At 74.6% G+C, this 18,704-nt stretch carries 2 protein-coding genes; both read left to right on the forward strand.

The window, feature by feature from the left end; translation table 11 throughout:
- Window positions 1-288: 288 nt before the first annotated feature.
- The gene (locus ACQPYA_RS12405; protein WP_433532740.1) at window positions 289-12,225 is read left to right on the forward strand and encodes an SDR family NAD(P)-dependent oxidoreductase; all 11,937 of its coding nucleotides are present in this window, start codon (window positions 289-291) and stop codon (window positions 12,223-12,225) included.
- Window positions 12,222-18,698: a type I polyketide synthase gene (locus ACQPYA_RS12410; RefSeq protein ID WP_433532741.1), complete on the forward strand. Its 6,477-nt coding sequence runs from the start codon at window positions 12,222-12,224 to the stop codon at window positions 18,696-18,698. The genes ACQPYA_RS12405 and ACQPYA_RS12410 overlap by 4 nt, the downstream gene beginning before the upstream one ends.
- Window positions 18,699-18,704: the final 6 nt, after the last annotated feature.

The following is an 18,704-nucleotide window of genomic DNA, read 5'->3' on the forward strand; positions in this document are numbered from 1 at the left end:
CCATTTCATTGCCCGACGATCGGACAGTACGCAGCCGGTCCCGAGAACGGCTATCCTCTCGCCCGTGAATAACTGTCCTGAGCGCTCGTTAGGGGTGACTGGTTAGGGGCGGATAGGGGTGTCTCGCGGCGGCGGCGGTCAATAGCGTTCGGCGCAGAACGGGGTGTTCCGCGCGCAATTCCGCCGAGCGTGGACGGGTCTGTGACATCCCGGCGACATCGGTGAAACGCACCGGCGACGTACGGGCCGGGCGCCCGTCACACCCGCCATGGTCGAGGAGACGGTGACATGCAGCGTTCCGAGCTGATCCGGCCCCTTCCCGAGCTGCTCGCGGCCCAGGCCGAGCGGTACGGCGCCAAGATCGCCTTCCACGACGCCCGGCGCGCGGTGACCTATGCCGGCCTGTACCGGCGGACCGGCCGGCTGGCGGGACATCTCGCCGGGGTGCTCGGGTCCGGGGACCGGGTGGTGCTGCTGCTCAACAACGGCGTCGAGGTGGTCGAGGCGTACCTCGCGGTCACCCGGGCGGCGGGCGTGGGCGTACCGGTCGATCCGAGGTCCGCCGACGCCGAGCTGACGCACGTGCTGCGCGACAGCGGGGCACGCGTCGTGGTGACCGACCGGCCGCATGCCGCGCAGGCCCGCCGGGTCTGCCCGCCCGGCGTCCTGCTCGTGGTGACCGGGGACGGCGACGGCGGCGACTTCTCGTTCGAGGAGTGGGCGGAGACCGTCCCGCCGGTTCCCGCGCCGGACAGCCTCGGCCTGGACGACGTCTCCTGGATGCTCTACACCTCCGGCACCACCGGCCTGCCCAAGGGCGTGCTCTCCACACAGCGGTCGTGCCTGTGGTCGGTCGCCTCCTGCTATGCCCCGATCCTCGGCCTGTCCGCCGACGACGAGCTGCTCTGGCCGCTGCCGATGTTCCACAGCCTGGCGCACATCCTCTGCGTGCTCGGCGTGACCGCCACCGGCGCCACCGCCCGGATCATGGACGGCTTCGAGGCCGGCGAAGTACTCGCCGAGCTGCGCGCCCGCCCCTACACGATGCTCGTCGGTGTGCCGACCATGTACCACCACCTGCTGCGCAAGGTCGGCGAGCAGAGCGAGCAGGTCAGGCAGAGCGAGCAGGTCAGGCAGAGCGAGCAGGTCAGGCAGAGCGAGCAGGTCGAGCAGAGCGAGCAGGTTGAACGGGGCGGGCAGAGCGGGCAGGTTGAACGGGGCGGGCAGAGCGAGCGGGGCGGGCCGGAGCTGCGGCTGCGCGCCGCGCTCTGCACCGGCGCGGTGGCCTCGGCGGCGCTGCGTGACGAGGTCGGCCGGGTGCTCGGCGTGTCGCTGGTCGACAGCTACGGCAGCACGGAGACCTGCGGCGCGATCACCATGAACCGGCCCGGCGGCCGGTACGTCCCCGGCTCCTGCGGCCCGGCCGTACCCGGGCTCTCGCTGCGCCTGGTCGACGCGGAGACCGGGCACGACGTCCCCGACGGCGCCGAGGGCGAGGTCTGGGTCAGCGGCCCGAGCCTGATGATCGGCTACCACGAGCGGCCCGCCGAAACCGCCGCGGCGCTGCCGGACGGCTGGTACCGGACCGGCGACCTGGCCCGCCGCGACGACGACGGGTACCTCACGATCACCGGCCGGCTCAAGGAGCTGATCATCCGGGCCGGCGAGAACATCCACCCGGCGGAGATCGAGGAGGCGCTGCGCGGCGTCGACGGCGTCGTAGACGTCGCCGTCGCCGGCGAGCCGGACCCGGTGCTCGGTGAGGTGCCGGTGGCGTACGTGGTCGCCGCGCCGGACGCGGACCCGAGCCCGGCCGCACTGCTCGCCGCCGCCCGGGACGCGCTGGCGCCGGCGAAGGTGCCGGAGCGGATCTACCGGACGGCGGCCGTACCCCGCACCGGATCCGGGAAGATCCGGCGTCACCTGCTGCGCGAGCGGCCCGCACGGCTGCTCGCCGTCCGGACCGCCGGCCACCCGGCGCTGTTGCGGTCCGACTGGTCACCGGTGCCCGAGCCGCGACCGGCCGCGCCGATCCGGGTGGCCGTGCTCGGCACCTGGTCCGTCGACGGCGTACCCGCGTCGATCGACGGCGCCGTCTCATATCCGGACCTGGCGGCGCTGCGCGCGGCGGTCGACGGCGGGACGCCGGCCCCGGACCTCGTGCTCGCGCCGCTGCTGACCGACACCGTCGGCCGCGGCGACTTCGCCGGTGCGGTGCCCGCTGCGGCTGCCTGGGCCACCGGCTTCGCCGCGTCGTGGCCGGTGGACGGCCCGCTCTCCGCCGCCCGCCCGGCCGTGGTCACCCGGCGCGCGGTCTTCGCCGCCCCCGGCGACGACGTCGCGGGACTGATGCCGGCGCTCACCTGGTCCGCCGTCCCGGACGGCGGGCCGGTCCTGATCGACCTCGACGACACACCGCCGACCGCCGCGCTCTTCGCCGCCTGCGCCGCCACCGGGGAGCCGCGGCTCGCCGTCCGCGACGGGCAACTGCTGGCACCACGCCTGCACCGTGCCCCCGGCGCACCGGAGTCGTCTGGGCCCCCCGGTGCGCGGCAGTCATCCGAGGCCCCCGGTGCGTCGCAGTCGTCTGAGGTCCCCGGAGCGCCGCAGCCGTCTGAGGCCCCCGCTGCGCCGCAGTCGTCCGAGTTCCGCGATCGAGAACCGCGTGCCGAGCGGGACCGTCTGCGACATGTCCACGACGTGGTCGAGTCCGGCCCGGACGGCACCGCCCTGATCGTCGGACCGGCCGCCGGTGAGGCCGGCGTACTGGCCCGGCACCTCGCGGGCGCCTACGGCATCCGGCACGTAACCGTCGTCGACCTCGACGCCGAACCGGCGGTGACGGAGGCGCTCGGCACCGCACTCGCCACGCTCGACGCCACCAGCACGGTCACCCGGGACGACCCGACCGGCCCGGACGCGCTAACCAGCGTCCTCGCGGCGCTGCCGGCCGGACGTCCACTGAGCATCGTCGTCTCCGCCGTGCCGCCTGGAGACGACGCGCACACCGCCGCGCTGGCGCTGCACCAGCTCACCCGTACCCTGCCGCTGGCCGCGTTCGTGCTCGTCTCCGGCTTCGACGCGGCCCTGGGCGAGCCCGACGCCCACCTCGCCGCCTCCGCCGGGCTGCTCGGCGTACTCGCGCGGCATCGCCGGGCACAGGGCCACCCCGGGCTCGCGGTGATGCGTCGGCCGGGCGATTCCGGCCGCGCCTTCCTCGACCGGTTCGACGCCGCCCTCGCGGACGGCACGCCGGTGCTGGTCGCCGAGGAAGCCGACGCGCTGATCGACCGGGACCCCACCGCAGCACTGCTGCGTGAGCTGCGGCCGCAGCCACGGGCGGCGACCGACGACGCCGCCCTGCGGGCACGCCTGCGCCGGTCGTCGCCGGACGACCGGCGGCGGATCCTGACCGCTCTGGTGCGCGCGGAGGCCGCCGCGGTGGCCGGGCTGCCGGGCGCCTCCTCGGTCGGCACCGACGTGCCCTTCAAAGCGCTCGGCCTGGACTCGCGGACCGCGGTACTCCTGTGCGTCCGGTTGAGCGCCGCGACCGGCGTCGCGCTCCCGGCGACCGCCGCCTTCGACCATCCGACGTCCGCGGTGCTGGCCGAGGAGATCCGGCTCCGGTTCGACGGCGACGAGCGGCCCGCAGCCGTACGGCCCGCAGCCGAGGACGAGCGGCCGGACCGCACTGACGAGCCGATCGCGATCGTGGGCATGAGCTGCCGGCTGCCGGGCGGCGTCACGTCGCCGGACGCGCTCTGGCGGCTTCTCGCCGACGGCCGGGACGCGACCGGTGACTTCCCGTCCGATCGCGGCTGGGACCTCGGCGGGCTCTTCCACCCCGATCCGGACCATCCCGGCACCTCCTACGCCTCGCGCGGCGGTTTCCTGGACGACGTCGCCGGCTTCGACGCGGCCTTCTTCGGCATCTCGCCACGTGAGGCGCTGGCCATGGACCCACAGCAACGGCTGCTGCTGGAAGCGTCGTGGGAGGCCGTCGAGCACGCCGGCCTGGACGTCACCACCCTGCGCGGCAGCCGTACCGGCGTCTTCGCAGGCGTCATGTTCCACGACTACGGCACCGGTGCCGGGGAGCTTCCGGAGGGGATCGAGGGTTACCGGGGCACCGGAGCCGCGGGAAGTGTCGCGTCCGGCCGGGTCGCCTACACCCTCGGCTTCGAAGGCCCCGCCGTCACCATCGACACCGCCTGTTCCTCCTCACTGGTCGCGCTGCACCTGGCCGCCCAGTCCCTCCGGCAGGGCGAGTGCACGCTCGCGCTGGCCGGCGGCGTGGCCGTGATGGCAACCCCCGCCGTCTTCGTCGAGTTCTCCCGGCAGCGTGGGCTGGCTCCGGACGGGCGGTGCAAGTCGTTCGCGGACGCGGCGGACGGCACCGGCTGGGGCGAAGGCGTGGCACTACTACTGCTGGAGCGCCTCTCCGACGCACGCCGCAACAACCACAAGATCCTTGCCTTGGTACGCGGCAGCGCGGTCAACCAGGACGGCGCCTCCAACGGCCTGACAGCGCCGAACGGCCCCTCACAGCAGCGGGTGATCCGAGCCGCCCTGGCAAATGCCGGCTTGTCCACTGCGGACGTGGACGCGGTCGAGGCGCACGGTACCGGCACGACGTTGGGCGATCCGATCGAGGCGCAGGCGTTGCTGGCCACGTACGGTCAGCAGCGTGGCGAGGCGGGCCCGCTCTGGCTGGGGTCGCTGAAGTCGAACATCGGTCATACGCAGGCTGCGGCCGGTGTGGCCGGTGTGATCAAGATGGTGCAGGCGATGCGGCACGGGGTGCTGCCCCGCACGCTGCATGTGGACCAGCCGTCGTCCAAGGTGGACTGGGCGGCCGGCGCGGTGGCACTGCTGACCGAGGCCCGCGACTGGCCCGAGGCGGCGGACCGGCCGCGTCGGGCGGCGGTGTCCTCGTTCGGCGTGAGTGGCACGAACGCGCACGTCATCCTCGAAGCGGTGCCCGCCGCCGACCCGGCGCCCGCGCAGTTGCCGCCGACGGTGCTGCCGTTCGTGCTTTCCGGCCGATCGCCGGAGGCGCTGCGCGCGCAGGCGGCCCGGCTGAGTGACGCGCTCCCCGATGACCTGTCCGGCACCGCCCACTCCCTGTTCAACGCCCGGGCGGCGTTGGAGCGGCGGGCGGTCGCGGTGACTGCCGATCCGACCGTGTTGCGTGCCGCGCTGGGCGCGCTTGCGGTGGGGGAGCCGGGTGCGGGTGTGGTTGAGGGTGTTGCTGTGGGGGAGGCGTCTCGGGTCGCTTTTGTGTTTCCGGGTCAGGGTTCGCAGTGGGTGGGTATGGCGTCGGAGTTGCGGGCACAGTCTCCGGTGTTCCGTGACCGTTTCGCCGAGTGTGAACGTGCCCTGACGCCGTTCGTCGACTGGCGGCTGTCCGAGGTGATCGACGACGAGACCGCGTTGGCGCGGGTTGATGTGGTGCAACCAGTGTTGTGGGCGGTGATGGTCTCGCTGGCGGAGGTGTGGTCGTCGTTTGGTGTGAAGCCGTCGGTGGTGGTGGGTCATTCGCAGGGTGAGGTCGCCGCCGCGTGTGTGGCGGGTCTGCTGTCTTTGGATGACGGTGCCCGGATAGTCGCGTCTCGTTCGGCGTTGGTGGCGTCGAAGCTGGCCGGCAGGGGTGGGATGGTGTCGGTCTCGGCTTCCCGCGAGGAGGTGGAGTCGTGGCTGGTCGGACTGTCGGTGGCAGCGGTGAACGGCCCGTCGAGCCTGGTCGTGGCCGGCGACGACCGGCTGCTGGACGCTCTCCTCAGCCGTTGCGAGGAGGCGGGGGTTCGTGCCCGGCGGATCGCGGTGGACTACGCCTCCCATTCGGTCGACGTGGAGACGATCGAAACAGACCTGCGCGCCGCCCTGGCCGGGATCGTCCCAACGGTAGGTGGTGTTCCGTTCTTCTCCACCGTCACCGGCCAGTTCGAAACCGTCGTCGACGCGGACTACTGGTACCGGAATCTGCGTCAACCAGTAGGTTTCGCGGCTGCCGTGCAGGCGTTGGTGGCCGATGGCGTGGACGCATTCGTGGAAGTGTCCGCGCATCCGGTGTTGACCACCGCGATCGAGGACACCGTCGAAGACGCCGCCCTTGTTGTTGGGACGTTGCGTCGGGATGAGGGTGGTCTGCAACGGCTGTATCTGAGTCTTGGTGAGGCGTGGACCCGCGGCCTGCCGGTCGACTTCACCCCGGCATTCGGGAACAACCCGCAACTGGTGGACCTGCCGACCTACGCCTTCCAACGAGAGCGTTTCTGGCTCGATCCCACACCGACGCACGGCGGCGATCCGGCGACGCTGGGCCTGACCGCCGCCGGGCACCCGCTGCTCGGCGCCGCCGTCCCGCTGGCCGATGGTGACGGTGTGGTGCTGACCGGCAGGATCGGCCTGCACACCCACCCCTGGCTCGCCGACCACACCGTACTCGGCTCCGTCCTGCTGCCCGGGACCGGCTTCGTCGAGCTGGCTATCCGGGCCGGTGACCACGTCGGCTGCGACCTGCTCGACGAGCTGACGTTCGAGACACCGCTGATCCTGCCCGCCGACGAACTGGTCGACGTGCAGGTCACCGTCGGTCCGCCCGGCAACCGGGGTGACCGGCCGGTGACCGTCCACTCACGGCTCGCCACCGATCCCGCCTGGACTCGGCACGCCGCCGGCACGCTCACCACCGGTCCCGTGGCGACACCCACGGACGACGCCGGGCCCTGGCCGCCGGCCGGCGCCGTACCCGTGGACCTGACCGGGTTCTACGACCGGATCGCCGCCGACGGGTTCGGGTACGGCCCTGCCTTCCACGGGCTGCACCGCGCCTGGCGCCTCGGCGACGACGTACATGCCGAGGTGACCCTCCCCGGCCCGGAGCGCGCCGACGCGCCCGGCTACGGCCTGCACCCCGCCCTGCTCGACGCCGCCCTGCACCCGATGGCGCTGCTGCCCGGTGCGACCGGCGGCGGCCGGCTCGCCTTCGCCTGGACCGGCGCCCGCCTGCACGCCGCCGGCGCCACCGCGCTGCGAGTCCGGCTGTCACCGGCCGGCCCCGGCAGCGTCGCGCTCTCGGCCACCGACGCCACAGGCCGGCCCGTCCTCACCGCCGAGACGATCGCCGTTCGCCCGGCCTCGGCGGACGACCTCCGCGCCGCCCGCCGAGGCCCTGCCGGCGCGCTCTACCGGGTCGACTGGCTGCCGATGCCGGCACAGCCCGGACCGTTGCGCTGGACGTTGGCCGGCACCGACCCGGCCGGTCTCACCGCCGCCCTGCCCGTACCGACGTCCGGGGGAGCGGACACGGTCACCGTCGCACCCCTGTCCTTTCCCCGCACCGGCGACGACGGCGCAGACCTGCGTACCGCGCTCACCGGGACGCTGGAGTTGCTGCGCTCCTGGCTGTCCGGCGCGGAGAGCGACGACGCGCGGTTGCTGGTGCTCACCCGGGGCGCGGTCCGTGTCCAGCCGGACGAGCCCGCCCCCGACCCGGTGCACGCCGCGCTGTGGGGACTGGTCCGTTCCGCCCAGTCCGAGCATCCGGGCCGGATCGTGCTGGCCGACCTGGGCCCGGACCCGGACTCCGCACGCGTGCTCGGCTCGGTCCTGACCGCCGGCGAACCGCAGGTGGCGATCCGATCCGGCCGGTCGTTCGCGGCGCGGTTGCGCCGGGCGCCCGCCGGCACCGGATCGGCTCCTCTCGACCCGGACGGCACCGTACTGGTCACCGGGGCGACCGGCGGCCTCGGCCGGCTGGTGGCCCGGCACCTCGTCACCGCGCACGGCGTGCGGCACCTGCTGCTGGTCAGCCGGTCCGGCGCGGACGCCGGGCTGCTGGCGGACCTGGCGGCGCTCGGCGCGTCGGTGACCGGTGCGACCTGCGACCTGGGCGACCGGACGGCCGTCGCCCGGCTGCTCGCCGAGGTGCCTGCGGCGCACCCGCTGACCGCCGTGATCCACACGGCCGGGGTCGTCGCGGACGGCCTGATCGGTTCGCTCAGCCCGGAGTCGGTCGACGCGGTGCTGCGGCCCAAGGCGGACGGCGCGAGGTACCTGGACGAGCTGACCCGCGACCAGGACCTGGCGGCGTTCGTGCTCTTCTCGTCGGCCGCGACCACGTTCGGGGCGCCGGGGCAGGGCAACTACGCCGCCGCCAACGCCTACCTGGACGCCCTCGCCGAGCGGCTGCGCGACGCCGGCCGGCCCGCGACGTCCCTGGCCTGGGGGCTGTGGGCGGAGAGCGGTGGCATGGGCGGCCGGCTCGGCGAGTCCGACCTGCGGCGGATGGCTCGGAGCGGTACGGCGGCCCTGTCGAGCGAGGACGGTCTCGCGCTCCTCGACGCGGCGCTGACGGCCGGCGTACCGGCGCTGGTCCCGGCCCGGCTGGAGCTGGCGGGGCTGGGCCGCGCGGACGCACCCGTACCGGCGATCCTGCGGGACCTCGTGCACACGCCGGCCCGACGCCGGATCGCGGCCGATCCCGACGCCCGGCCGGCTCCGGACCGGTTCTCCGGCCTGGCCGCGGCCGACCGCGAGCGGGCTCTGCGCGACCTCGTCCTGAGCAGCACCGCCGCTGTCCTCGGCCACGCGACGGCGGAGACCCTCGACCCCGACCGGACCTTCAAGGAACTGGGGTTCGACTCGCTGACCGCAGTCGAGCTGCGCAATCGTCTGGCGACCCCGACCGGTCTGCGGCTGCCCCCCACCCTGGTCTTCAACTACCCGACCGTGAACGGCCTGACCGCGTTCCTCGCGGCGGAGCTGTCCGGCGGCGCGACCGGCGCCGGGGCGGTGGACCCGGAGCCTGCCGTACCCGCCGACGAGCCGATCGCCATCGTCGCCATGAGCTGCCGCTTTCCCGGAGACGTGGACTCGCCGGAGGCGCTGTGGCGGCTGCTCGACGACGGCGGTGAAACGATCTCGGCGCTGCCCGGCGACCGTGGCTGGGACGTCGCAGCGCTCTACGACCCGGACCCGGACCATCCCGGGACCTTCTACGTCCGTGGTGGTGGCTTCCTCTCCGGCGTCGCGGACTTCGACGCGGCGCTGTTCGGCATCTCGCCCCGCGAGGCCACCGCGATGGACCCGCAGCAGCGGCTGCTGCTGGAGACCACCTGGCAGACGTTCGAGCGGGCCGGGCTCGACCCCGCCGGGCTGCGTGGACGCCGGATCGGGGTCTTCGTCGGTACCCACGGCCAGGACTACGCGGCGCTGTTCTCCCCGCCCCCGGACGGGCTGGAGGGCTATGCCGTGACCGGTAACGCCGCCAGCGTCGTGTCCGGCCGGATCTCCTACACGTTCGGTCTGGAGGGTCCGGCGATCACGGTGGACACGGCGTGCTCGTCGTCGCTGGTGGCGTTGCATCTGGCCGCGCAGGCGCTGCGGCAGGGCGAGTGCACGATGGCCCTCGCGGGCGCCGCCTCGATCATGACCACACCGGACGGGCTCATCGCGTTCTCCCGGCAGCGTGGCCTCTCCGAGGACGGCCGCTGCAAGGCGTTCTCCGCCTCGGCGGACGGGTTCGGCATGTCCGAGGGCGTCGGCATGCTGCTGCTCGAACGGCTCTCCGACGCACGCCGTAACAACCACAAGATCCTTGCCCTGGTACGCGGCAGCGCGGTGAACCAGGACGGCGCGTCCAACGGCCTGACGGCGCCGAACGGGCCCTCCCAGGAGCGGGTGATCCGAGCGGCGCTGGCAAGTGCCGGCCTGTCCACCACCGACATCGACGCCGTCGAGGCGCACGGCACCGGCACGACGTTGGGTGATCCGATCGAGGCGCAGGCGCTGCTGGCCACGTACGGCCAGGACCGGGACGCGGCCGGTCCGGTGTGGCTCGGCTCGGTGAAGTCGAACATCGGTCACACCCAGGCTGCCGCCGGCATGGCCGGTGTGATCAAGATGGTGCAGGCGATGCGGCACGAGCGGCTGCCCCGCACACTGCACGCTGACGAGCCGTCGCCACACGTCGACTGGACTGCCGGGCAGGTCGCACTGCTGACCGAGCCGCGCGACTGGCCGCGCGACGGCCGGCCCCGGCGGGCCGGCGTCTCCGCGTTCGGCGTCAGTGGCACCAATGCCCACGTCATCCTCGAACAGGCGCCCGTGCAGCCGGAGACGCAGCCGGTCCCGGCGCCCCCGCTCCTGCCGTTCGTTCTCTCCGCGCGCACCGCCGACGCGCTGCGCGGTCAAGCCGCCCGCCTCCACGACGGCCTCCCCGCCGACCTGGCGGGTACCGCCCACACGCTCGCCACCGCCCGCGCCGCCCTCGACCACCGCGCCGTCGTGGTCGCCGCAGACGCCACCGGACTCCGCGCCGGACTCACCGGACTGGCCGGCGGCGACGTGCCGGTCGGTGCCGCCGACGGCGTCGCGACCCGCGCGGTGCGTCGGGTCGCTCTGGTGTTTCCGGGTCAGGGTTCGCAGTGGGTGGGTATGGCGTCGGAGTTGCGGGCGCAGTCTGCGGTGTTCCGTGACCGTTTCGCCGAGTGTGAGCGTGCGTTGGCGCCGTTTGTGGACTGGCGGTTGTCTGAGGTGGTCGACGACGAGGTGGCGTTGGGGCGGGTTGATGTGGTGCAGCCGGTGTTGTGGGCGGTGATGGTGTCGCTGGCGGAGGTGTGGTCGTCGTTTGGTGTGAAGCCGTCGGTGGTGGTGGGTCATTCGCAGGGTGAGGTCGCCGCCGCGTGTGTGGCGGGTCTGCTGTCTTTGGATGACGGTGCCCGGATAGTCGCGTCTCGTTCGGCGTTGGTGGCGTCGAAGCTGGCCGGCAGGGGTGGGATGGTGTCGGTCTCGGCTTCCCGCGAGGAGGTGGAGTCGTGGTTGGTCGGGTTGTCGGTGGCGGCGGTGAATGGCCCGTCGAGCCTGGTCGTGGCTGGTGATGACCGGTTGTTGGATGCTCTGCTGGCCCGGTGTGAGCAGGCGGGGGTTCGTGCCCGGCGGATCGCGGTGGATTACGCCTCCCATTCGGTCGACGTGGAGACGATCGAGACGGACCTGCGCGCCGCCCTGGCCGGGATCGTCCCAACGGTAGGTGGTGTTCCGTTCTTCTCCACCGTCACCGGCCGGTTCGAGTCGGTGGTTGACGCGGACTACTGGTATCGGAATCTGCGTCAACCAGTCGGTTTCGCGGCTGCCGTGCAGGTGTTGGTGGCTGATGGGGTGGACGGGTTTGTGGAGGTGTCGGCGCATCCGGTGTTGACGACTGCGATCGAGGACACGGTCGAGGGTGCGGCGGTTGTTGTGGGGACGTTGCGTCGGGATGAGGGTGGTCTGCAACGGCTGTATCTGAGTCTTGGTGAGGCGTGGACACGTGGCCTGCCGGTCGACTTCACCCCGGCATTCGGGAACAACCCGCAACTGGTGGACCTGCCGACCTACGCCTTCCAGCGCGCCCGCTACTGGGTGAACCCGCGCCCGAGTTCCGGCGACCCCACCGGGCTCGGCCTGACGGACGCCGGTCATCCACTGCTCGGCGCCGTCGTCGAACTCGCCGGCACCGACGGACTCGTCCTGACCGGCCGCGTCTCCGCGTACACCCACCCCTGGCTCGCTACGCCTGCGGTGCTTGCCGCTGCCCTGCCGGAACTCGCGGCCGAGGCGGGCGCCCGCGCCGGAGCCGTCCGGCTCGACACGTTGACCGTCGAGAGCATGCCGGTACTGCCCGGAACCGGTGCGCTCGACCTGCAAGTGACGGTGGGCGCACCCGACGAGCGCGGTCACCGGCCGCTCGGCGTCCACTCCCGGCTGCCCGGCGATCCCAACTGGACCCGGCACGCCACCGGCACCCTCACCGGCGCCGCACCGGAACCGGCCGGCACTGACAGCGGCCCCTGGCCGCCCGCCGGCGCATCCCCGCTGGCGCTGGACGACGACGGTGCCGACCCGTCGCTCACCGCCGATCCGTCGCTCGCCGCCGCCTGGATCCGGGACGGTGAGGTCTTCGCCGAGGTCACGCTCCCCGAGGAGGCACGCGGCGAGATCGCGCGCCTCGGTCTGCATCCGCTGTTGACCGCCGCCGCCCTGAGCGCGGTCGCGCCTGGCGCGCCGGCCGTACGGTGGCGCGGCCTCCAGGTCCACGCGACCGGTGCCGCCACGCTGCGCGCCCGGTTCACCCCGGTCGACGACGGCTTCCGGGTCACCTTCACCGATCCGGCCGGCCGGCAGGTCGCCTCCGCCGAGACGGTCACGCCGGGGAGCGGCCGGCCGGCGGTACCTCGGTGACCGGCGCGCTGTTCCACGTCGCCTGGCCCGCCGTCGCCACCGGGCCGGGGCTGCGCGGACGATTGGCGCTGCTCGGCGCGGACGGCGACCTTGCCGCAGCGCTGCGGGCGGCGGGCGTACCGGTGACCGTGGTGCCGGACGTCGCAGCGCTCGCCGCGTACCGCGAGATGCCGGAGGTGGCGGTCCTGCCGTGCCTGCCGGTCGCCGGAGACGTCCTCGAATCGGCGCACAGGGCGGTCCGGGACACCGCACGGCTGCTGCGGGAATGGCTGGCCGACCCGCGCCTGACCGGGACCCGGCTCGCGGTCGTCACCCGCGGCGCGGTCGCCGCCGGACCAGACGACGTGACCGACCTGGTCAACGCGCCGCTCTGGGGCCTGCTCCGGTCCGCGCAGTCCGAGCATCCCGGCCGGTTCGTCCTGGTCGACCTCGACGACGAACCGTCCGCAGCCGCCGCCCTGCCGGCCGCGATCACCTCCGGCGAGGCGCAGACGGCCGTACGCGCGGGCGTGCTGCGGGCACCCCGGCTGGCGCCGGCCACGGTGGCCGCCGATGCCGTCCCGCCCCGGTTCGCGCCGGACGGCACGGTGCTGGTGACCGGCGGTACCGGCACCCTCGGCGCGCTCGCGGCCCGGCACCTGGTGACCACGCACGGGGTACGCCATCTGCTGTTGATCAGTCGGGGCGGGCCCGAGGCGCCCGGCGCGGACCGGCTGGTCGCGGACCTGACGGCCCTCGGCGCGGAGGTCACGGTCGCCGCCTGCGACGCCGCCGACCGCGCCGCGCTGGCCGGGGTGCTCGACGGCATCCCGGCGCGGCATCCGCTCACCGGCGTGATCCACACCGCCGGGACGCTCGACGACGGCGTGCTCACCGCGCTCACCGACGACCGGATCGACGCTGTCCTGCGGCCGAAGCTCGACGCGGCGCTGCACCTACACGAGCTGACCCGCGACCGGGACCTCGCCGCGTTCGTCGTCTACTCCTCGGCCGCCGGCCTGGTCGGCGGTCCCGGCCAGGGCAACTACGCGGCCGCGAACGCCTTCCTCGACGCGCTCGCACACCACCGCAGGCAGCGCGGCCTGCCCGGCACCTCACTGGCCTGGGGTCTGTGGGAGCAGCGCAGTGCGCTCACCGCGACGCTGGGTGACGACGGCGTCAGCCGGCTGGCCCGGCGCGGCACCTCCGCGCTCACCGCCGACGAGGGCCTGGACCTGCTGGACGCCGCGCTTGCCGACGGGCGGCCGCTGCTGGCGCCGGTCCGCTTCGACCGGGCCGCGCTGCGCGCACAGGCGGATGCCGGAGCGCTGCCCGCGATCCTGCGTGGCCTGGTCCGGTCCGGTGCCCGCCCGGCGCTCGCCGGACCGGCCGCCGCCGACGACGCGAGCCCGCTCGCCGGCCGCCTGGCCGGGCTGGACGCCGCCGGCCGGCTGCGTGAACTCGTCACGCTGGTCGCCGGCCACGCGGCCGCAGTGCTCGGCCACGCCGGCGCCACGGAGATCGACACCGGGCGTGCGCTGCGGGACCTCGGGTTCGACTCGCTGACCGCCGTGGAGCTGCGCAACCGGCTACAGCGAGCGGTCGGTAGCCCACTGCCGGCCACGCTGGTCTTCGACCACCCGACCGTCGAGGCGCTCGCCGCGCACCTGCGCTGGGTCGTGTTCGGCGAGCCGGAGGAGACCACCGAGGCCGTACCGGTGACCGCCGCCCGCCCCACCGACGAGCCGATCGCGATCGTGGCGATGAGCTGCCGTTACCCGGGCGGGGTGGACAGTCCCGAGGCGTTGTGGCGGCTGCTGGAGGAGGGCGGCGACGCGATCGGCGACTTTCCCGCCGATCGGGGCTGGGACCTCGGCGGGCTCTACGATCCCGACCCCGGGCACACCGGCACCAGCTACACCCGGCACGGCGGCTTCGTCCGCGACGTGGCCGGGTTCGACCCGGCGTTCTTCGGCATCGCGCCCCGCGAGGCCGCGGTCATGGACCCGCAGCAGCGGCTGCTGCTCGAGGTCTCCTGGGAGGCGTTCGAGCGCGCCGGCATCGACCCCGGGACGCTGCGCGGTAGCCGGACCGGCGTGTTCACCGGCATCAGCGGACAGGACTACGCGGCACTCACCGCGCAGGTGCCGGAGGGGGACGAGGGCTATCTCGCGACCAGCACCGGGGCGAGCGTGATCTCCGGGCGCGTCTCCTACACGTTCGGCCTGGAAGGCCCGGCCGTCACCGTCGACACCGCCTGTTCGTCGTCGCTGGTCGCGCTGCATCTGGCCGGACAGGCACTGCGGCGCGGCGAGTGTGACCTCGCGCTGGCCGGCGGCGTGACCGTGATGGCCACCCCGGCGGTGTTCGTGGCGTTCAGCCGGCAGCGCGGTCTGGCCCGCGACGGCCGGTGCAAGGCGTTCTCCGCCCGGGCGGACGGCTTCGGCATGGCGGAGGGCGCGGGCGTGTTCGTCCTCGAACGGCTCTCCGACGCGCGGCGCAACGGGCACACCGTACTCGCGGTCGTGCGGGGCAGCGCGGTGAACCAGGACGGCGCGTCCAACGGGCTGACCGCGCCCAGCGGGCCGGCGCAGCAGAAGGTGATCCGGCAGGCGCTCGCCGACGCCGGGCTCTCCACGGTGGACCTGGACGCCGTGGAGGCGCACGGCACCGGCACCACGCTCGGCGACCCGATCGAGGCGCACGCGCTGCTCGCGACGTATGGACAGGACCGGCCGGCGGACCAGCCGCTCTGGATCGGGTCGGTGAAGTCGAACATCGGTCACACCCTCGCCGCGGCGGGCGCGGCCGGGGTGATGAAGATGGTGCTCGCCATGCGGCACGGGCTGATCCCGCGCACGCTGCACGTCGACGACGAGCCGTCGCCGCACATCGACTGGACGGCCGGGGCGGTCGCTCCGGCGGTCGACGCGGTGCCGTGGCCCGAGGCCGGCCGGCCGCGCCGATCCGGGGTGTCGTCGTTCGGCATCAGCGGCACGAACGCGCACGTGGTGCTGGAGGGCGTCCCAGCACCGGACGAGTCGGGGCCGGCCGCCGACGCGGACCGGCCGGTGCCGTGGCTGCTCTCCGCCCGGACCGAGGCGGCGCTGGCCGCGCAGGCAGGGCGGCTGCGCGCGGCCGTCGAGGCGGGGTCCGGGTCGGTCACCGACATCGGGCTGTCGCTGGCGACGACTCGGGCCGCGCATCCGTACCGGGCCGCGCTCGCCGGTGCCCGCCGCGCCGACCTGCTCGCCGGGCTGGATGCGCTCACCGCCGGCCGGGCCGCGCCGGGCCTGGCCCGTGGACGTGCGCACGGCGGCCGGCTGGCGTTCCTCTTCACCGGCCAGGGCAGCCAGCGTCCGGGGATGGGTACGGAACTGGCCTCGGCGTACCCGCGTTTCGCGGAGGCGCTCGACGAGGTCTGCACGCACCTGGACGGGTACGCCGACCGGCCGGTGCGGGAGCTGATGGCCGCCGCGCCGGGTACCGAGCAGGCCGCGCTGCTGAACGAGACCGCGTACACGCAGCCGGCGCTCTTCGCCTTCGAGATCGCGCTCTTCCGGCTGCTGGAGAGCTGGGACGTGCGGCCGGACCTGCTGCTCGGCCACTCGATCGGGGAGATCGCCGCCGTGCACGCGGCCGGAGTGCTCACCCTGGCCGACGCGAGCGCGCTGGTCTGCGGGCGGTCCCGGCTGATGCAGGCCATGCCGGCCGGCGGTGCGATGGAGTCGATCAGGGCGGCGGAGGCGGACGTACGGGCCGTGCTGGACGAGGTGGGCGGGGACGTGGCGATCGCCGCGGTCAACGGCCCGGCGTCGACGGTGATCTCCGGCGACCGTGCGGCGGTGGCGGCCGTCGCCGGCATGTTCGCCGCGCGCGGGCACAAGACCCGGGGGCTCACGGTCAGCCACGCGTTCCACTCGCCGCACCTGGACGGCATGCTGGCCGAGTTCGAGTCGATCGCGGCGACTCTGTCCTACGCGGAGCCGTCGATCCCGGTGGTGTCCGACATCACCGGGCGGATCGCGGGCGAAGAGATCCGGTCGGCCGCCTACTGGGCACGCCAGGTGCGTCAGCCGGTGCGTTTCCACGACGGCGTGCGAACCCTGCACGAGCACGGCATCCGTACGTTTCTCGAGGTCGGCCCGGACGCGGCCCTCACCGCGATGGCGCCGGACTGCCTGCCCGCCGGTGAGCCGGTCACCGTCGTCGCCGCCGTGCGCCGGGACCGGCCGGAGACCGCGTCGCTCGCCGAGGCGCTCGGCCGGCTGCACGTCGCCGGGGTCCCGGCCGGGTGGGACCGGGTCTTCGCCGGTGGGCGCCGCGTCGACCTGCCCACCTACCCGTTCGAGCGGCAGCGGTACTGGCTCGATCCGCCGCCGGCCACGGCCACGCCCGCCGGCGATCCGGTCGACGGCCGGTTCTGGGCGGCCGTCGATTCCGGTGACCTGGACGCGCTCTCCGCACTCGGTGCCGACCCGGCGACGCCGCTGCGGGACGCGCTCCCCGCCCTCTCCGCGCTTCGCCGGGAGAGCCGGGCACTCAGCGCGGCGGACGGCTGGCGGTACCGCGTCGACTGGACGCCGGTCTCCGTGCCGGCCCCGGCCGGGCCGCTCGGCGGGTGGATCGTGGTGACCAGCCCGGATGACCCGTCGGACGGCATCGTGCGAGCCATCCGGGCCGCCGGCGCCACGGTCGAGGTGCTCCGGCTCGACGCCCACCGGCTCGACCGGGCCGGTGTCGCGGGTGCGCTGGCCGCGGCCGCGAGCCGGCTCGGCGCCGTACCGGCCGGGGTGCTGTCCCTGCTGGCGGCCGCCGGCGGGCCGGGCGGCGTCGCGGCCACGCTGAGCTTGATCCAGGGGCTGACGGAGAGCGGGATCGCCGGGCGGCTGTGGGTGGCGACCCGGGGCGCGGTCGACGTGCACCCGGCGGATTCGCCGGCCGACCCGGACCAGGCCGCGGTCTGGGGTCTCGGCATCGTCGCCGGCCTGGAACTGCCGGCCCGATGGGGAGGGCTGATCGACCTGCCGGCCGAAACCGGGTCGGAGGCGTATGCCGCCCTCCCGCCGCTGCTGGCCGACGGCGGTGAGGACCAGGTGGCCATCCGGTCCGGGGTCCTCGCCCGGCGCCTGGTCCGTGCCCCGCTCCCGCAGCGGTCGCCCGCCCGGCCGTGGCGGCCGCGTGGGACGGTGCTGGTCACCGGCGGCACCGGCGCGCTCGGCGGCCACCTCGCCCGCCGCCTCGCCGCCGAGGGCGCCGCGCACCTGGTGCTGGTCAGCCGCCGGGGCCCGGCCGCCGCCGGTGCCGCCGACCTGGCCGCCGACCTGCGTGCCGCCGGCGCCCGGGTGACGCTGGCCGCCTGCGACGTCACCGACCGGGCCGCGCTCGCCGATCTGGTGCGTGACTGCGCGGATAAGGGTGAACGGGTCCGGGCGGTCGTGCACGCGGCCGGGGACGGCCGGCGCGGTGCGCTGGACGAGCTGACCGTGGCCGGTCTCGCCGACGTCGCCCGGGCCAAGGTGGAGGGCGCCCGTAACCTGCACGAACTGTTCCCGTCCGACGATCTCGACGCGTTCGTGCTCTTCTCGTCCGCTGCGGCGGTGTGGGGCGGCGGGAACCAGGCCGCCTACGCGTCGGCCAACGCCTACCTCGACGGGCTGGCCGCGCACCGGCGCCGGCTCGGGCTCGCCGCCACCTCCGTCGCCTGGGGACTCTGGGACGGCGGCGGCATGGGGGAGACCGGCGACCTGCGGCAACTGCATCGGCGCGGCATGCGTGCGCTGGAACCGGAGGCCGCCGTCACCGCGCTGCGGGCCGCCGTCGACCACGGCGAGGCCACCGTCGTGGTCGCGGACGTGGACTGGGACCGGTTCGCGCCGGGCTTCACCGCCGCCCGGCCCAGCCCGCTGATCGCGGACCTGCCAGAGGTCCGCGCCTGGCGGGACCGCACCGAAGCGGCCGCCGCGGTGCGGGTGGAGGCGCCGGTCCGGGACCGGCTGTCCGCCGTGCCGGCCGGGGACCGCGAGGAGGCGCTGATCGCGGAGGTACGCGCGATCGCCGCCGCCGTGCTCGGCCACCCGGACCCCACCGTGGTCGAGGTCGACAACGGCTTCGTGCAGATCGGCTTCGACTCGCTGACCGGCGTCGAGTTCCGTGACCGGCTCGGCACGGCGACCGGTCTGGCGCTGCCCAGCACGCTGATCTTCGACTACCCGACCGTCGCCGAGGTGGCCCGGCACCTGACCGGTCTGCTCGGCGGGGCCGGCCCGGCCGGTGCGCTGCTGGCGGACCTGGACCGGATCGAGGCCGGTCTCGGCGCCGCCGCCGCGTCCGCGAACGGGGAGGCGGCCGAGATCGAGGCACGGCTGCGGCGGCTGCTGGACCGCTGGCGGGCCGGGCGCGCCGATCCGGGCGAGCGGCCGGCCGAGGTCGACCTCGGCGACGCGAGCCTCGACGAGGTGCTGGACCTGATCGACGAGCTGGGGGTCTCGTGAGGCCGC

This window comes from Micromonospora sp. CA-263727 (assembly GCF_050942455.1).
Lineage (GTDB): Bacteria > Actinomycetota > Actinomycetes > Mycobacteriales > Micromonosporaceae > Micromonospora.

What these genes read in the sequence shown, in the direction of transcription:
- ACQPYA_RS12405 (WP_433532740.1), top strand. Translation starts at nt 289, where the DNA reads ATGCAGCGTTCCGAGCTGATCCGGCCCCTTCCCGAGCTGCTCGCGGCC.